The sequence below is a fragment of the Enterobacter cloacae complex sp. FDA-CDC-AR_0164 genome (genome assembly GCF_003071645.1).
In the GTDB taxonomy this organism is placed as follows: Bacteria; Pseudomonadota; Gammaproteobacteria; order Enterobacterales; family Enterobacteriaceae; genus Enterobacter; species Enterobacter ludwigii.
Genome location: NZ_CP028950.1, coordinates 1664881 through 1680472, shown reverse-complemented (window position 1 = coordinate 1680472; position 15592 = coordinate 1664881). Strand labels below are relative to the sequence as shown.

The following is a 15592-nucleotide window of genomic DNA, read 5'->3' as shown; positions in this document are numbered from 1 at the left end:
TGTCTAAAAATCCCTTTTAGCCTTTATTTTTCAGCCAATTGCTGTTCTAACTCCGCAAATACCTCGCGTTTAAAAACGTGATCAACCGCACATTTCCCTCAGCCAACACCGAAGCGAATGTCTACGCTTATAAGACGCCCGGAAAAAACTGTTATTTTGAACACACAACCGGAGGTCCTTATCGCCATGTTCAACCAGAAACTACAGGCTGCCGAGAACATCGAGTTCGAGATTGCAGAAGAGCTGCGCTACGAGACCGATCCCTGCGAGTTAAAACTGGATGAAATGATTGAGGCGGAGCCGGAACCCGAAATGATTGAGGGGCTACCCGCCTCTGATGCTCTGACGCCCGCCGATCGCTATCTGGAACTGTTCGAGCACGTGCAGTCGACACGGCTGTTTGCGGACAGCAAAACCTTCCCCGACTGTGCCCCGAAGATGGATCCTCTGGATATTCTGATCCGCTATCGCAAGGTCAGACGCCACCGGGATTTCGACCTGCGCCGGTTCGTGGAGAACCACTTCTGGCTGCCAGAGACCTATACCACGGAATATGTCTCCGACCCCGGCCTGTCGCTAAAAGAGCACATTGACAGCCTGTGGCCCGTGCTGACGCGCGAGCCGCAGGACCACATCCCCTGGTCTTCTCTGCTGGCGCTGCCGCAGGCCTATATCGTGCCCGGCGGGCGTTTTAGCGAGACCTATTACTGGGATTCCTACTTCTCCATGCTGGGTCTGGCAGAGAGCGGACGTAACGATCTGCTGAAATGTATGGCGGATAACTTCGCGTGGTTGATTGAACGCTACGGCCATATCCCGAACGGTAACCGTACCTATTATCTCAGCCGCTCCCAGCCGCCAGTATTTGCCCTGATGGTAGAGCTGTTTGAAGAGGATGGTGTGCGCGGTGCAAAGCGCTACCTTGAACACCTCAAAATGGAGCACGCCTTCTGGATGGACGGGGCGGAATCGCTGCTGCTTAATCAGGCCTATCGCAGCGCGGTGCGTATGCCGGATGGCTCGCTGTTAAACCGCTACTGGGACGACCGTGACACGCCGCGTGATGAATCATGGATTGAGGATGTGGAAACCGCCCGTCACTCTGGCCGTCCGCCGAATGAGGTTTATCGCGATTTGCGCGCAGGCGCGGCCTCCGGCTGGGATTACTCCTCGCGCTGGCTGCGGGAGCCTGGCCGACTTGCCAGCATCCGCACCACGCAGTTTATCCCTATCGATTTGAACGCGTTCCTGTTCAAACTGGAAAGCGCGATCGCCAATATTTCGGCATCGAAAGGGGATAAAGAGACCGCGGAACTGTTCCGCCAGAAAGCCAGCGATCGCCGCGCCGCGGTGAACCGGTATCTGTGGGATGACGAGAATGGCTGTTACCGTGACTACGACTGGCGCCGCGAGGTCATGGCGCTGTTCTCAGCGGCGAGCATTGTGCCGCTGTACGTTGGCATGGCGACCCACGAGCAGGCTGAACGCTTGTCTGATGCGGTAAAAGCACGTCTGCTGACGCCGGGCGGGATTCTGGCCACCGAGTACGAGACCGGCGAGCAGTGGGATAAACCCAACGGCTGGGCGCCGCTGCAGTGGATGGCGATTCAGGGCTTCAAACAGTACGGCAATGACTCGCTGGGCGATGAGATTGCCTGGAGCTGGCTGCAGACGGTGAATCATTTCTATAAAGCCCACCATAAACTGATTGAGAAATATCACATCGCCAGCAGTACGCCGCGCGAAGGGGGCGGGGGTGAGTACCCGCTGCAGGATGGCTTCGGCTGGACTAACGGCGTGGTACGGCGGTTGATTGGGTTGTATGGGGAGCCGTGACCTTCTGCGGTCTGATGCCCGTATCCATCCCTCTCCTCCCGGGAGAGGGAGAAGACAGGATTAACGAATCACTTCATAAATGGCGGTCTGGATGGACTGCCATTTTTTTGTGGTGGCATCCGGCTGTGATTGTGCCCGACGCGTCGCCAAATCCAGATCATGCTGCTGGCGCTTCACCACGGCAGGCACGGTACAAAACGCCTTCAGATACTGTTTACGCATTGACGTCAGGGACTCGCCATTCGACATGGCATGGCTGAGCGTGTTGATAAAGCGCCGGCACGGCTTCTGTTCCACCATGTTCTGTCGGTAGCGCAACATCAGCTCCAGAACGTCGTCATAGTCAGCCGACATCGCCTCTTCCGTCCAGGAGAGCTTCCAGTCCATCCCTCCCTGCAAAAACAGCAGTGCCACCCGGGTATCATTGCGGTTAATCGCCGAGCGGAAATTATTCTCGTCCCAGGTCACGCCCATGCGCGACAGCGTCTCGCGCGAGGAGGGGGTTTCGCGCATCTCCTGAGGCTGGGCCGTTTCTGCAACGTTCCCGGCTGCAGGCTGGGGTTTACTGCTGGTTACCAGCCAGAAGCCGCCCGCCACAATGGCAATCACCATCACGCCAACCGCCCCCCATAACGCGCCGGAAATAAGCTGCTCACGCTGTTCTGGCGTGCGCGGTGCGCGCTGGGTCGGTTTTTCAATCGTGTCACGAACCTCAAAGAGATCCCCGCCGGTCACACGATCCATTTTCTGCGCCTTTTCCCAGAAAGCATGCAGCTCGCTGGCATCCACCGCCATCAGTCCGGCCGGGTTGACGCGGGTTCTCCCCTCTTCAAAAGCACGTTGAACCGGTCGGGTGATCTGCGTGTAGTAGTTATCCAGCAGCTGGATTTGCGCCGAACTTAACGCTTTCTGCACGGTAATATTGTTGCGGATTTGCCGAATATCATCGAGGAAGGTTTGCAGGGTTTTCCGCGGTTCCACCATCAGCGTGAGCATTGACGGATCGTTAAACAGCGAGGCGTAGTAGCGGCTGAACTCTTTTTTATCCACCAGCATCTGTGCCAGCTCACTGAACATCATGCCACTCAGCACATCATTGATGTCACCAAGCTTCAGCCAGCGCCGCACGCGGTCCGCGTTAAACAGGGTTTTAAGATGGTTATTCAGCCGCACCTGATCGGGCCAGGCCTGCTGGATGAGCCCTTTTATCATCAACTCAATCGTACGCACCTGCTTGTGCGCCTGTTGCTGCTGGAGTTCACTGCCAGGCGCCACTTCGGTGCTGTAGGTCAGAAGAGGCTGTTGCAAACGAAGGTGCTCCAGCGTAGTCACAAACCGCATCGCGGCAATCAGCTGGTTTTCACTGACATCCTGACCGCTTTCGTACTGAGGAACACGCTGCTGAAGCAGGCGCAATTGCAGCGTGAATTCGGACATCTCCGCGTCATTCAAATTGAGCGTCTTCGCAACCGCATTCCAGCCCCCCAGGCCTAAACGCGCGCTGTCCAGTTGTTCCAGAAACCAGCGTGGATCTTTTCCCTCAGAAACATGTACATTCAGGAGAAGTAAAATTTCAACCGAGGCCTGGCGAATAACCGCCAGACAGTGTTCGAACTGTTCGCGGATAGGGTGTGCTGTGCTGAGAGTCATTGTTTTCCTTAAGCGACAACGAAGACAACCAGAATGGGCCCGTAATGGCCGTTTTTCTTTTTATTTATACGAGGTTAACCATACCTGACTTTCTGTTGAAATAAAGTGACACCACGAAAATCATTTTAAATGTTTCAGGAGAATCTGAATGCCTGTCTTAACGACATCGCGTCTTATCTGTTCACCGCTGCAAGACCATGACTGGCCCTTTTTCCAGGCGTTACAGCACGACCCCGAGGTGATGCGTTTTGTCGCGGAAGATCGCCCCGTGGAGGCGATCCGCGAGGCGTTCGACTCTCGTCTGACGCCCTGGACGCCGGGCAGCGCGCACTGGCTTTGCCTCGTTGTGCGTGACGCCACCTCCGGCGTACCGCTCGGCGTCACCGGTTATATTCATCGCGATGACGATTGCGCGGAAGTGGGTTTTCTTTTTGCACCTGCGGCCCAGGGGAAAGGTTACGGCTTCGAATCGCTGCAGGCGCTGTGCGGTTACGCCTTTCATCAGGGCGGCATACGCCGCCTCACCGCCACCGTCACGGCGGGGAATATCGCCTCCAGACGCCTGCTGGAAAAAACGGGCTTTCGTCTGGAGGGCGAGTTACGCGAGAGTTATTACCTTGGCGGACAATGGCATAATGACTGGCTGTTCGGTTTATTGAAGCAGGAATATCTCAGCAATTATTCCTGACCTATAGCCATTTGGCGGATATTTCGCGTGTGTCGTTTCCTCTACAATATTGCCATTAAGAGGAAACGAATATGAAAGGTCATGCGCTGAAGATATCTTCTGCCGCCATTGCGTTAATAAAAAAACACCAGGGGCTTTCTCTGGAGAAATATCGTGATGAAAACGGTTTATGGGTTATTGGCTATGGCCATGTTATTCGCCAGGGCGAATGTTTTCAGCGTCTTATCACGCCGCTACAGGCTGAATATTTACTTCACGATGATATTCAGCTGTGCGAAACGCTGCTGCGGGAAAAATTTAAACGCCCGTTAACCCAACAGCAGCACGACGCGCTGGTGTTGATGATGCTCAGTTTCGGTGAGACGACCTCACTCCCGACCGCAATTCTTCAGGCCGTCGCCCGGGTATAGTACATCGCGGCCTGGGTTCTGTTTTTCACCTCCAGGCGGCGGAAAAGCGCTTCCAGGTGCGCTTTCACCGTGGCGGCGCTGATGTTGAGATTGCGTCCGATCTCTTTGTTGGACTCCCCCGCCGCCAGTAATTTCAGGACTTCGCGCTGGCGTTCGCTTAAGGATAATAACGCCTGCGGCGCCGACGGTTGCCTCACCCACTCACCGGGGAAGCACACCATTCCTCGGGAGACCGAATCCAGCACCGCGGAAAAGCGCTCCGGGTGCGCATTGCGGGGAATAATGGCCATCACGTTTCGCTGCAGCAATTGCTCAACCCATCGGGCCTCTTTTTTAGCCAGAACCATTACCACGCGTATCGTCGGAAAACGCTGCATGATCGCTTCCAACCAGGCGATCCCCTCATCCTCAATTAAATTCCCGTCAATCATGACGATAGCCGAGGGTGACGCTGAAATTTGCGCCCGTAAATCTTCTGCCTGACAGCTTCCCGTAATATTTATTTCCGGAATTAATTTCTGAAGACTGTGTATCGCTCCGTGAATAAACAGGGACTGCCTGTCAAACATAATTACCCGCATCGTTTTTCTCCCTCTGAGAGTCGCGAAGGGAGATTCTACAGAGGCATTATTTAAGAAAAAACTCAATGAACGGAGACGTTACAAATCCACCAGTGTTATTTATATCTCCCATTATCTGGACACATTCAATTTGAGGATTTCCTTAAGAGGTTCCATCCCCTTAAGCGAAGGCATCACAGGAACATACCGCCTGATACTTCAATACGCTGCGCATTCATCCAGCCCAGTTTATCGCTGAGCAGCGCCGCAATGGCATCACCGATATCATCCGGCAGCCCTACGCGCCCGAGCGCCGTCTGCGATGCCAGCATCTGGTTAAGCTGCGCGTTGTCACGCACGCGTCCGCCGCCAAAGTCGGTTTCTATCGCACCGGGAGCAATGATATTGACGGAGATACCGCGCGCACCCAGCTCTTTCGCCTGGTAGCGGGTCAGCACTTCCATCGCCCCTTTCATTGCTGCATAGGTGCCGGAACCGGGTTGCGTAAAACGGGCCAGCCCGCTGGAGACGTTCAGGATCCGCCCACCGTCGTTCAGCAAGGGAAGCAAACGCTGCGTCAGGAAAAAAGGCCCTTTGAAATGGATATTCAGCGCCTCATCAAACTGGGCTTCCGTTGTCTCGGCATAGGGCGCGTACAAGCCCGTCCCGGCGTTGTTTAATAAATAATCAAAGGTTTCACGCTGCCATACGGTCTTAAGGATTTCCTGAAGCTGAGCGGCAAAAAGGTCGAAACTGGCAACATCTCCGACGTTGAGCTGCAATGCGGCCGCGTTAACGCCTTTTTGCTGAATTTCGCGCACAACATCCAGCGCGTCCTGTTGGCTTCGGTTATAGGTCAGGATAATTCCCGTTCCGTCTGCTGCCAGCTTTAAGGCCGCGTTTTTACCCAGACCACGGCTACCACCTGTGACTAATGCAATACGTTCAGACATAAGAAACCTCGTTTTGACTGTCGTGGAGATTGAGAAAGAGCTTATTAGGTGATAGAAGATCAATAAAGATGTCGCAGAGCGCTTCACTGTTTCAATTGCAACAACAATGAGCTTCGTCTATGGATAAAATTCACGCAATGCAGCTGTTTGTTCGTGTCGCGGAACTGGAGAGTTTTTCCCGGGCGGCGGAGTCACTGACGCTGCCGAAAGGCAGTGTTTCGCGGCAAATTCAGGCGCTGGAAAACCGACTGGGAACCCAGCTATTGCACCGAACCACGCGTCGCGTAAGCCTGACGCAGGACGGCATGGTGTATTACGAGCGGGCAAAAGATCTTCTGACAAACCTGGATGAACTGGACGGTATGTTCCAGCATGACCCCTCCACCATCAGCGGTCGGTTACGCGTGGATATGCCCGTCAGCGTTGCTCGAAATTTAGTCATCCCCAAACTGCCTGCTTTTCTGCAGCAATATCCGGGCATCGAGCTGGAACTTAGCAGCAGCGATCGCCTGGTGGATGTTATTCGTGAAGGGTTTGATTGTGTGGTACGCGTCGGCGCGCTCAAAGACTCGGGACTTATCGCCCGCCCGCTGGGCAAGCTGTCGGTGATTAACTGCGCCAGCCCGGATTATGTCACGCGTTTTGGCTATCCGGAAACGCTGGAAGATTTGGGTTCACACGCCGTCATTCACTACGCCGCCACGCTGGGAACACGTCCCCAGGGCTTTGAGTTTTATAACGGTACGTCGACGCAGTGGGTGAAGACGGGCGGGGTTTTGACCGTCAACAGCACAGAAACGTATCAGGCGTCGTGCATCGCCGGGCTGGGTATTATCCAGGTGCCGCGCGTTGGCGTGCGTGACGCTCTGCGCACCAGGAAGTTGATTGAAGTTCTCCCACAGTACCGGGCGGAACCGATGCCGGTATCGCTGATTTATCCCCACCGGCGCAATCTCTCCCGTCGGGTACATCTGTTTATGGAGTGGCTGACTGCACTCACAAAAGCTTACGTGGATTAGTCGCAAGCTATAATTCAATAACATCCAGCCAAACGAAAAGGAAAAGTCGCGTGACGCCGGAAAACAACCCGCAACGACCTACCCAACATTTAGATTACGAACCCATCCAGAAGATGGAAACCGGGCCTGAAGAAGTAAAAATGCCAGGCACCGCCAGCAAAGCGCTGGGGACTGTCACCAGCCTGGCAGAGCGGATACAGCAGTTCCCCATGATTGCGCACCTGATACGCGCAACAGAGCGGTTTAATGACCGCATGGGTAACCAGTTTGGTGCTGCCATCACCTATTTCTCTTTTTTATCGATGATCCCGATCCTGATGGTGTCTTTTGCCGCAGCCGGTTTTGTGCTCGCGTCACACCCAACGCTGCTGCAGGATATCTTCAATAAAATCCTGAATAACGTCAGTGATCCGACCCTTGCCACCACGCTCAAAAACACCATTAATACCGCCGTACAGCAACGTACGACGGTCGGTATCGTCGGTCTGTTGATTGCCCTTTACTCCGGGATTAACTGGATGGGCAACCTCCGCGAGGCCATTCGTGCCCAGTCGCGCGAGGTGTGGGAGCGTAAGCCTCAGGACCAGGAGAAAATCTGGGTTAAGTATCTTCGCGACTTTGTTTCGCTGATTGGCCTGCTCGTCGCGCTGATTGTGACGCTCTCCATCACCTCTGTCGCCGGTTCGGCGCAGCAGATGATTATCTCTGCGCTCTATCTGGACTACATCGAGTGGCTGAAGCCCGCATGGCGCGGCATTGGACTGGCTATTTCCATCTTCGCCAACTATCTGCTGTTCTTCTGGATCTTCTGGCGCTTGCCCCGCCATCGTCCGCGTAAGAAGGCGCTGATCCGCGGCACATTGATTGCGGCGATAGGCTTTGAAGTGATCAAAATTGTGATGACTTACACTCTGCCATCGCTGGTGAAATCCCCTTCTGGCGCGGCGTTTGGCTCGGTGCTGGGGCTGATGGCGTTCTTCTACTTCTTCGCCCGCCTGACCTTGTTCTGCGCGGCATGGATTGCCACCGCCGAGTACAAAGACGACCCGCGCATGCCGGGTAAAACACACCGATAACGTCTCTCCCGGGCTGAAACTTCAGCCCGATTCATCATTTCAGCATATAAATCCAGTCCGTAACTTTTATTTAACCAAAAACCAGTTTTATCAGCTGATATTTGAAAACTGTGAAGCATTTCATAGAAGTGTTTTGTCTGGCCTGAACATTATCCGCTTTTTGTTGCTTTTATCACCAGTGCGCGGCTTTGTTACAGATTGAAATGTCGCTTTTGCTGTGCGTAATATGGCCTTTCGTCCGACTAAAAATAAGAAAATATTATGCAAGCAACAGCCACAACACTCGACTCCGGCGCGGAAACCGCGCCGGTTAACTCGCGAAACAAAGTTGTCGTCGCCTCGCTGATTGGCACCGCCATTGAGTTCTTCGACTTTTACATTTATGCCACCGCAGCGGTCATTGTCTTTCCGCATATTTTCTTCCCGCAGGGTGACCCGACGGCAGCCACGCTGCAGTCTCTGGCTACCTTTGCGATCGCGTTTGTTGCGCGTCCGATTGGCTCTGCCCTGTTTGGACACTTCGGCGATCGCATCGGCCGTAAGGTCACGCTGGTGGCCTCGCTGCTGACGATGGGGATCTCCACCGTCGCTATCGGCTTGCTGCCTACCTACGAAACCATTGGTATTCTGGCCCCGATGCTGCTGGCGCTGGCGCGTTTTGGTCAGGGTCTGGGGCTGGGCGGTGAATGGGGGGGTGCGGCGCTGCTGGCCACGGAGAACGCACCGGCACGCAAACGCGCGCTGTACGGTTCATTCCCGCAGCTTGGCGCACCGATTGGCTTCTTCTTTGCGAACGGGACTTTCCTGCTGCTCTCCTGGCTGCTGACGGACGAACAGTTCATGAGCTGGGGCTGGCGTATTCCGTTCGTCTTCTCCGCCGTGCTGGTGCTGATTGGCCTGTATGTCCGCGTGTCGCTTCACGAAACGCCGGTTTTCGCTAAAGTTGCCGCCGCGAAAAAACAGGTAAAAGTGCCGCTGGGTACGCTGCTGACTAAACACGTCCGCGTGACGGTACTGGGCACGTTTATCATGCTCGCGACCTACACGCTGTTCTATATCATGACGGTCTACTCAATGACGTTCAGCGCCGCCGCCGCGCCGGTTGGGCTCGGCCTGCCGCGTAACGAAGTGCTGTGGATGTTGATGATGGCGGTCATTGGGTTTGGCGTCATGGTGCCGATTGCCGGCCTGCTGGCGGATAAGTTTGGTCGTCGCTCAAGCATGATTGTTATCACCACGCTGATCATTCTGTTTGCCCTGTTCGTCTTCCCGCCGCTGCTGGGTTCAGGTAGCCCTGCGCTGGTCATGGCGTACCTGCTCATTGGTCTGAGCCTGATGGGCCTGACCTTCGGCCCGATGGGCGCGCTGCTGCCAGAGCTGTTCCCGACGGAAGTGCGTTATACCGGCGCGTCGTTCTCCTATAACGTTGCCTCTATTCTGGGTGCGTCCGTTGCGCCTTATATCGCCACCTGGCTGCAGGCAAATTATGGCCTGTTCTACGTGGGCGTTTACCTGGCCGCCATGGCAGCACTGACGCTGATTGCCCTGCTGCTGACCCACGAGACGAAGCACCAGTCTCTGTAATTCACCGCGGCCTGATACCCTCTCCCCCAGGGAGAGGGTAAAGGTCCCGAAAGCCGCACGTTATTTTTTCATCTGCGACAAAATGTTCCGGCACTGATTCGCATCCCCTTCTGACGGCGAAATTAACGCCAACAGCGCCGCCGCTGGCGTAACCAGCGTCGCGAGTGCTGCCGCCACCGCGCCGCGCGCAATCAGCGGACCGGGTTTCACACCCGCCTGCGGATTTTTAAAGGTCCCACGCACGTAGAGCGGCGAACGCAGGGTGATGATACGAATCCCCTTACTTTCCGGATCGATGGTTAAATCAAGCTGCTCGGAGGCCATACTGGCGGTACCGGTCACGTTGATAACCGCGTTCTCCGTATCGAAAGCAAAAATCTGCGGGCGCGCCACGCCGTTGACCAGATCCAGGTTGGCCGCCGCACAGTTCACCCGCACCTCATCATCACCGAAGATTTGCCCGATGACGTAGTTCCCGACGTTCAGCCCCAAGATCTCCATCAGGTTACGGCTCACCAGCCCGTCATTCATCAGAAGCTTCAGGTTACCGTTACTGCTCCCGAGCAGTGCAGCCACGGAATTCCCCACGCCGCGGATATCCGCATCGCCGTTCATTTCACCCAGGGTTTTCTGCATCAATTCCACGTTCGGCATCAGCTCTTTCAGTTTGAGCCGGCGGGCCTTAATATCGGCACGCCCCTGCATCGGCTTTTTATCGCCTTCGAGGTGAATGTTCGATGAGATGGTCCCACCCGCCATACCAAACTTCAGCGGCTGCAGGCGTAAATCGGCATTTTTAAGCAGGATATGGGTCGAAAGATTGCTGATCGGCAGCGTACTGCCATGTTCGATTTTGCCCCCTTTAAAGCGAACATCCGCATCCATTACGTCCCACTTATCGGTTTCAAAGCGATCGTAAGGCAGGACTTTCCCCGCCGGCTGGCGATCTTTCTTCACCTCTTTTGATTTTGTGCCTTTACCTGAATCAATCCCGATCAGCGGCCCCAAATCGGCCAGGCGCAGCTGGCGAGACTCCACATCGCCTTCCAGTTTCGGGCGCGGTTTTCCGGTGGTATAGGTCAACGAGCCATGGATATCGCTGTCGCCAATACGGCCATTGAAATCGCGATAATCAAATACCGACGATTTTTCCGTGTCGATTTTTGCCACCAGATGCCCGTCCGTCTCAAACGGTGGCGTATCTGGCAGCAGGACGCCAGTGAGTTCATACAGTTCACCCAGCGAATCACCGGCAAATTTCAGCCGCAGATCAACGCCCCCCATGTTCATAGGGTCGTTGACGGTCCCGGTGAAGGCCACCCGCGTGTTCCCGGAGCGGAAATCCCCCTGCACAGGAAATGGCGTCGAGTCGCTTCGAAGCGCCAGCATGCCGCCAATTTTGCCGGTGCCGGTCAGGGGCTGCCCTTTGTAGCGCCCTTCGGCCTTCAGGCCGAAAACATAATCCCCGGCTTTGGCATTATCGCCCTTCGCTTTTGCGCCGGTCACTTCGATAAACGGCAGCGGTTTGCCCAACGGATCGACCAGGATCTCGATATCAGCTTTGCTGACCTTGTCGTCGATGGCGATCCGCCCGCGATCGAAGAGAATATTGTCGAGACGGAATGACCATGATGAGGGCTGCGCATTGGGATCTTTTTCGTCGCTGCTGGCGAGATCAAACGTCCAGTTGTTGTTCTTTTCGGAAAGGCGGATCAGGCGCGCATCGGGCTGCTGAAGCTTGATCCACGGCAGGTAAACCGTTTTGGTCAGTAGCGCTAACGGGGCCAGCGTGGCTTCTACGCGGGGCAGATGCACCATTGTCACGTCAGGAATATCCGGCGGGTTGCCGAGAATGATGTCGTCGGCGTGGACATGCGGCCAGGGGATCCAGCTTCGCCAGCCGGTCTCCTCTTTCTGGCGTTCCCACACCACCCCGAGATCGCCGCGTATGGCGAAGGGGCGATTGAGTTCGGTGGAGACTTTCTGGTTGATGGTCGGCTTAAGGCGGTTCCAGTCAAACGTCGCGATAATGACGACGGCGACCACGATCAACAACAATAAAATCCCTGCTGTCCAGGCGATTACCCTGGTTGTTTTTGTCATTGTTATCCCCTTTCCTGATGACCTTACCTGTAAAACTATAGTTCAGACAAAGGGAAGCGGGCAGATCAGAGGATCGTTATCACGGAATCGAGGGTATCCATTGGGACCGGACGAGAGAGGAAATAGCCTTGTGCCGCCGCCGCGGGAGAATTTTGCACATCACGCCACTCTTCCAGCGTTTCCACGCCTTCCACTATCACGCCCTGGCAGTAGCGGTTCATCAGCTGTAATAACAGCGTAAACAGATTCCGCCCTTCCGGGGTCTGGCGCAGCATAATGAACAGGTCGCGGGCCACTTTAATGTAGTCGTAACGCACTTCGCTGAGGGCAGAGAAGTTCGCCATCCCGGTGCCAAAGTCATCCAGCCACAGCGGGCCGAATTCGCACATTGAGGCAAATGATGAGTCCTGTGGCAGACGAACATGCTCCACCAGCTCAAAGCGCATCCACGGTAAGGAGGCGATCAGCTCCTGTAATTTCGCGTTCTGGCGCAGCGCCAGCAGGGTGGGTCCATCGACGTTGACCGAGGCGAGGATGGCGTGCTGTTCGAAAAAGGCCTGTTTGGTTGCCAGCATACGGAGCTGTTCTTCCAGCACATCCAGGCGCTGGCGCACGGCAACTTCGGCAAAATAGCGGTCCGGTGCGATACGCTGTGAGGGGTTTGACGGGTGCGTCACGACGGTCAAAATTTCAATAGCCATCAGTCGACCGTCCGTTCGGTAGATCGGCTGATAGGTGTACGCACGCTCACATTGCAGCCAGTAGCGATGCTCCTGCAAGTTCTCAATACTTGCCTCAGGCGTAGTGCTCAGCCGCTGGATAACCTGCTCTGACTTCATTTCAGATGTCCTGTTGTTGGATGGCCTTTCTGGACTCGTCAAAGGGTTATCGGCCCGGCAATTGAGAACTTTATGTTCAATTCACCGGGAAAATGAAATTAAGCGGGCAGAAATTAACAGGAACACGCGCTGGCTCAAATAAAATAATGGAACGTCGTTTTAATATAGTTGACCACATAATTCACTCAGCGCACACTACCGAAAATTACTCTGTTCAGGTTCACGACTATGACCAAGAAAATTGCCGTGATTGGCGAATGCATGATTGAGCTGTCACAAAAAGGCGCGGAAGTCAGCCGCGGTTTTGGTGGCGATACGTTAAACACCTCCGTTTATATTGCCCGTCAGGTTGCCCCTGAGGCCCTTACCGTGAACTACGTCACCGCCCTGGGGACGGACAGTTTCAGCCAGCAAATGCTGGAAGCCTGGCAGAGTGAGCAGGTGGACACCTCGCTGATACAGCGTATGGAAAACCGCCTGCCGGGGCTTTACTACATTGAAACCGACGCTACCGGCGAGCGGACCTTCTACTACTGGCGTAACGAAGCCGCGGCCAAATTCTGGCTGGAGAGCGACGCTGCGGCTGCCATCTGCGAAGCGTTAGCCACCTTTGATTATCTTTATCTGAGCGGGATTAGCCTGGCTATTTTAAGCTCAGCCAGCCGTGAAAAGCTGCTGTCGTTACTGCGTGAATGCCGCGCCAATGGCGGCAAGGTTATTTTCGATAATAACTACCGTCCGCGCCTGTGGGCCAGCCGTGAAGAGACGCAGCAGGTTTATCAGCAGATACTGCAATGCACCGATATCGCCTTCCTGACGCTTGATGATGAAGATGCGCTGTGGGGTGAGAAACCCGTTGATGAGGTGATTGCGCGTACGCAGGCCGCCGGCGTAAGTGAAGTGGTGATTAAGCGCGGGGCTGATTCATGTCTGGTCGCCATCGCAGGTGAAGCCGTCATCGACGTTCCTGCGGTGACGTTGCCGAAAGAGAAAGTGATTGATACGACGGCGGCGGGTGATTCATTCAGTGCGGGCTATCTGGCGGTGCGTTTGACGGGCGGGACGCCAGAAGCGGCGGCCCAGCGTGGACACCTGACGGCGAGCACCGTGATCCAGTATCGCGGGGCAATTATTCCGCGTGAGGCAATGCCACAGTAAAAACAAAACCCTCTCCGACAGGGAGAGGGTTCTGGATGAGGGGCATTACTGCCCCTGCGGGATATCCGTTGCGTCCTGGTGCAAATCATCTGCCGTAGCAGCCTGCGATGGCTGCGGCGCGGAGGCCATAATGGTATTCCAGGTCGACTGAAGTTCCTTCATGTCATATTCCGGCTCGCCTTTCGGCTGCAGAAGAATCAACGCCATTTCCTGCGACAGCTGCTGACGTAAGTCCTGATTCAACATATCGACGGTCAACCCCTCCAGGAAGTCCTGACGAAGCTTCTGGTACTGCTCCGGCGCGATATCCACCACCTGATTCTGCAGTGAGCGAATACGCTGGCTGATCAGAATGTCGGTATCGGCGCGGGCATACGTTGCAAACAGCTTCTGCAGCTCAAGTTTTTTCTGTGCGACCAGCGCATTGAACTCTTCTTCCGACAGACCCTCTTTGCGCACTTTTGCCAGCTCTTTTGCCACCACGCCCAGATTCGCATTCAGCTTATCGCCCGGCGATTCAACGTTAATGGCACACTGTGCACGCTGGAACAGCACGCGGCAGTCAAAGCCGAGACCGATATTCTTCACGTTATTCTTGCTGAGCGTCTGCTGAACGTGCCAGAACAGCGCTTCACGTGCCAGATCGGCACGCCAGTAGCGCAGCAGCGCCGCTGACTCACGGATTGGTTGCCAGGCGTTATCCCACATGACGGAGAGGCGATCCTGACGAACGGTATCCGTCATAATGCTGACAGGCTCTGCACGCAGCGGAGAGAGCGTTGGGACAGGGGCCGGTGTTTCGCGTTTGCCTTTCAGTTCGCCAAACGCTTTGTTGATCTGCTCCACCACCGCACGGCTGTCCACATTCCCCACCACGATAAGCGTCATCGCGTCCGGGGTGTACCATTTCTGGTAGAACGATTTTACCTGCTCAGCGTCCACCGGCTGTTTCAGCGGCTCGGCCGGGTCATGCCCAAGCAGCGTTGAACCCTTCAGGCGGTAACGCCACCAGCCCTCTTTGGTGTCCACAGGCCAGGTGGCAACCATGTCACTGTTGCTCAGCGCATAGTTAACGGTTTCCGGCGTAATCGCCAGATTGCCCGACGCATCGGCGAGATACGTAAGGGCTTCTTTGAGCAGGTCGTTACGGTTATTTGGCAGGCTCAGGTTGAACATGGTGTAGTCATACGAGACCACAGCCGGAGGAAGCGGGCGTTTCGGATCAATGGCCTGTTGCCAGAGCGAACGCACCTGAACTGCTTGTAAACTGCCGCTCTGCGTGAGCGCCAGTCGAGGAATAAAGTGGCTAAAACCGGTTTGCTGAGTGCTTTCCGTGAGGGAGCCGGTATTAACAGACAGACGGATTTCAACACGGTCACTTGGACGTTGTGGGGTGGCTAAAACCTGCCACTGAAAACCGTTCGCTAGTGTCCCTTGTTGCCAGGCCGGGTCTGGCTGGAGCGCATCTGCCTGCACATAACTGGCTGCTGCCATCATCAGCAAACCGCCGGTTAAGAGTCGAATTTTTGTGCCCTGCATGTGAACCCCTGATCAACATTCCTGGTTAAAGAGAGTGTCTCGCGACGCGTTTCACTCTAAAAGATGACGATGAAAACACGTCGATTAGACCGCGTGTTCTACAAAACGTCACGGTCAGAAGTGAAATATACCCAAAAAAAATCTTGTCGAATTATGACAGGTACGAACAGTTATTAT

At 55.1% G+C, this 15592-nt stretch carries 13 protein-coding genes; 7 read left to right on the top strand and 6 right to left on the bottom strand.

Annotated features, from left to right (window positions below; genetic code table 11):
* Window positions 1-186 precede the first annotated feature (186 nt).
* A complete protein-coding gene (locus tag AM410_RS08145) occupies window positions 187-1836 on the top strand; it encodes an alpha,alpha-trehalase (RefSeq protein ID WP_020884498.1) in 1650 nt (549 codons plus the stop codon).
* 60 nt (window positions 1837-1896) lie between these two features.
* On the opposite strand, the gene AM410_RS08140 is transcribed toward AM410_RS08145, so the two are convergent.
* Window positions 1897-3486, bottom strand: coding sequence for an STY4199 family HEPN domain-containing protein (locus AM410_RS08140; protein WP_014172075.1), 1590 nt, complete (start codon window positions 3484-3486; stop codon window positions 1897-1899).
* 148 nt (window positions 3487-3634) lie between these two features.
* Between AM410_RS08140 and AM410_RS08135 the strand changes: the two genes are divergently transcribed.
* The gene (locus AM410_RS08135) at window positions 3635-4174 is read left to right on the top strand and encodes a GNAT family N-acetyltransferase (protein ID WP_063925801.1); all 540 of its coding nucleotides are present in this window, start codon (window positions 3635-3637) and stop codon (window positions 4172-4174) included.
* Window positions 4175-4245: 71 nt separating this feature from the next.
* Window positions 4246-4584, top strand: coding sequence for a lysozyme (locus tag AM410_RS08130; protein WP_014172077.1), 339 nt, complete (start codon window positions 4246-4248; stop codon window positions 4582-4584).
* On the opposite strand, the gene AM410_RS08125 is transcribed toward AM410_RS08130, so the two are convergent.
* Window positions 4563-5165 (bottom strand): response regulator transcription factor, encoded by a 603-nt coding sequence (locus AM410_RS08125; RefSeq protein WP_032680112.1) that lies wholly within the window; start codon window positions 5163-5165, stop codon window positions 4563-4565. The genes AM410_RS08130 and AM410_RS08125 overlap by 22 nt on opposite strands.
* 173 nt (window positions 5166-5338) lie before the next feature.
* A complete protein-coding gene (locus tag AM410_RS08120; protein WP_044857220.1) occupies window positions 5339-6097 on the bottom strand; it encodes an SDR family NAD(P)-dependent oxidoreductase in 759 nt (252 codons plus the stop codon).
* 119 nt (window positions 6098-6216) lie between these two features.
* On the opposite strand from AM410_RS08120, the gene AM410_RS08115 reads away from it, so the two are divergent.
* From AM410_RS08115 to AM410_RS08105, 3 genes are all read left to right on the top strand, one after another.
* Entirely contained in the window at window positions 6217-7116 is a 900-nt protein-coding gene (locus AM410_RS08115) for a LysR family transcriptional regulator (protein ID WP_047954799.1), read from the top strand.
* A 50-nt stretch (window positions 7117-7166) separates the two neighbouring features.
* Window positions 7167-8192: an inner membrane protein YhjD gene (gene yhjD, locus AM410_RS08110; RefSeq protein ID WP_020884492.1), complete on the top strand. Its 1026-nt coding sequence runs from the start codon at window positions 7167-7169 to the stop codon at window positions 8190-8192.
* Between the two features lie 261 nt (window positions 8193-8453).
* A complete protein-coding gene (locus AM410_RS08105) occupies window positions 8454-9776 on the top strand; it encodes an MFS transporter (RefSeq protein ID WP_108647702.1) in 1323 nt (440 codons plus the stop codon).
* Window positions 9777-9836: 60 nt separating this feature from the next.
* On the opposite strand, the gene AM410_RS08100 is transcribed toward AM410_RS08105, so the two are convergent.
* Both AM410_RS08100 and pdeH read right to left on the bottom strand, forming a co-directional pair.
* Window positions 9837-11879, bottom strand: coding sequence for an AsmA family protein (locus AM410_RS08100; RefSeq protein ID WP_073397706.1), 2043 nt, complete (start codon window positions 11877-11879; stop codon window positions 9837-9839).
* A 65-nt stretch (window positions 11880-11944) separates the two neighbouring features.
* The gene (gene pdeH, locus AM410_RS08095) at window positions 11945-12718 is read right to left on the bottom strand and encodes a cyclic-guanylate-specific phosphodiesterase (protein ID WP_020884490.1); all 774 of its coding nucleotides are present in this window, start codon (window positions 12716-12718) and stop codon (window positions 11945-11947) included.
* A 228-nt stretch (window positions 12719-12946) separates the two neighbouring features.
* Here pdeH and AM410_RS08090 point away from each other — a divergent pair, with 228 nt between their 5' ends.
* Window positions 12947-13876, top strand: a complete 930-nt coding sequence (locus AM410_RS08090) for a sugar kinase (protein WP_047954801.1) — start codon at window positions 12947-12949, stop codon at window positions 13874-13876.
* Window positions 13877-13921: 45 nt separating this feature from the next.
* Here the strand turns inward: AM410_RS08090 and AM410_RS08085 are convergent, their stop codons facing one another.
* Complete coding sequence (locus tag AM410_RS08085) at window positions 13922-15415, bottom strand: M16 family metallopeptidase (protein ID WP_014172086.1); 1494 nt, start codon at window positions 15413-15415, stop codon at window positions 13922-13924.
* Between the last annotated feature and the right edge of the window lie 177 nt (window positions 15416-15592).

Coding starts and splice junctions, on each gene's coding strand:
- AM410_RS08115 (WP_047954799.1), top strand. CDS start 6,217: ATGGATAAAATTCACGCAATGCAGCTGTTTGTTCGTGTCGCGGAACTG.
- AM410_RS08140 (WP_014172075.1), bottom strand. CDS start 3,486: ATGACTCTCAGCACAGCACACCCTATCCGCGAACAGTTCGAACACTGT.
- AM410_RS08120 (WP_044857220.1), bottom strand. CDS start 6,097: ATGTCTGAACGTATTGCATTAGTCACAGGTGGTAGCCGTGGTCTGGGT.
- AM410_RS08100 (WP_073397706.1), bottom strand. CDS start 11,879: ATGACAAAAACAACCAGGGTAATCGCCTGGACAGCAGGGATTTTATTG.
- AM410_RS08135 (WP_063925801.1), top strand. CDS start 3,635: ATGCCTGTCTTAACGACATCGCGTCTTATCTGTTCACCGCTGCAAGAC.
- AM410_RS08125 (WP_032680112.1), bottom strand. CDS start 5,165: ATGCGGGTAATTATGTTTGACAGGCAGTCCCTGTTTATTCACGGAGCG.
- AM410_RS08085 (WP_014172086.1), bottom strand. CDS start 15,415: ATGCAGGGCACAAAAATTCGACTCTTAACCGGCGGTTTGCTGATGATG.
- AM410_RS08145 (WP_020884498.1), top strand. CDS start 187: ATGTTCAACCAGAAACTACAGGCTGCCGAGAACATCGAGTTCGAGATT.
- pdeH (WP_020884490.1), bottom strand. CDS start 12,718: ATGAAGTCAGAGCAGGTTATCCAGCGGCTGAGCACTACGCCTGAGGCA.
- AM410_RS08130 (WP_014172077.1), top strand. CDS start 4,246: ATGAAAGGTCATGCGCTGAAGATATCTTCTGCCGCCATTGCGTTAATA.
- AM410_RS08090 (WP_047954801.1), top strand. CDS start 12,947: ATGACCAAGAAAATTGCCGTGATTGGCGAATGCATGATTGAGCTGTCA.
- AM410_RS08105 (WP_108647702.1), top strand. CDS start 8,454: ATGCAAGCAACAGCCACAACACTCGACTCCGGCGCGGAAACCGCGCCG.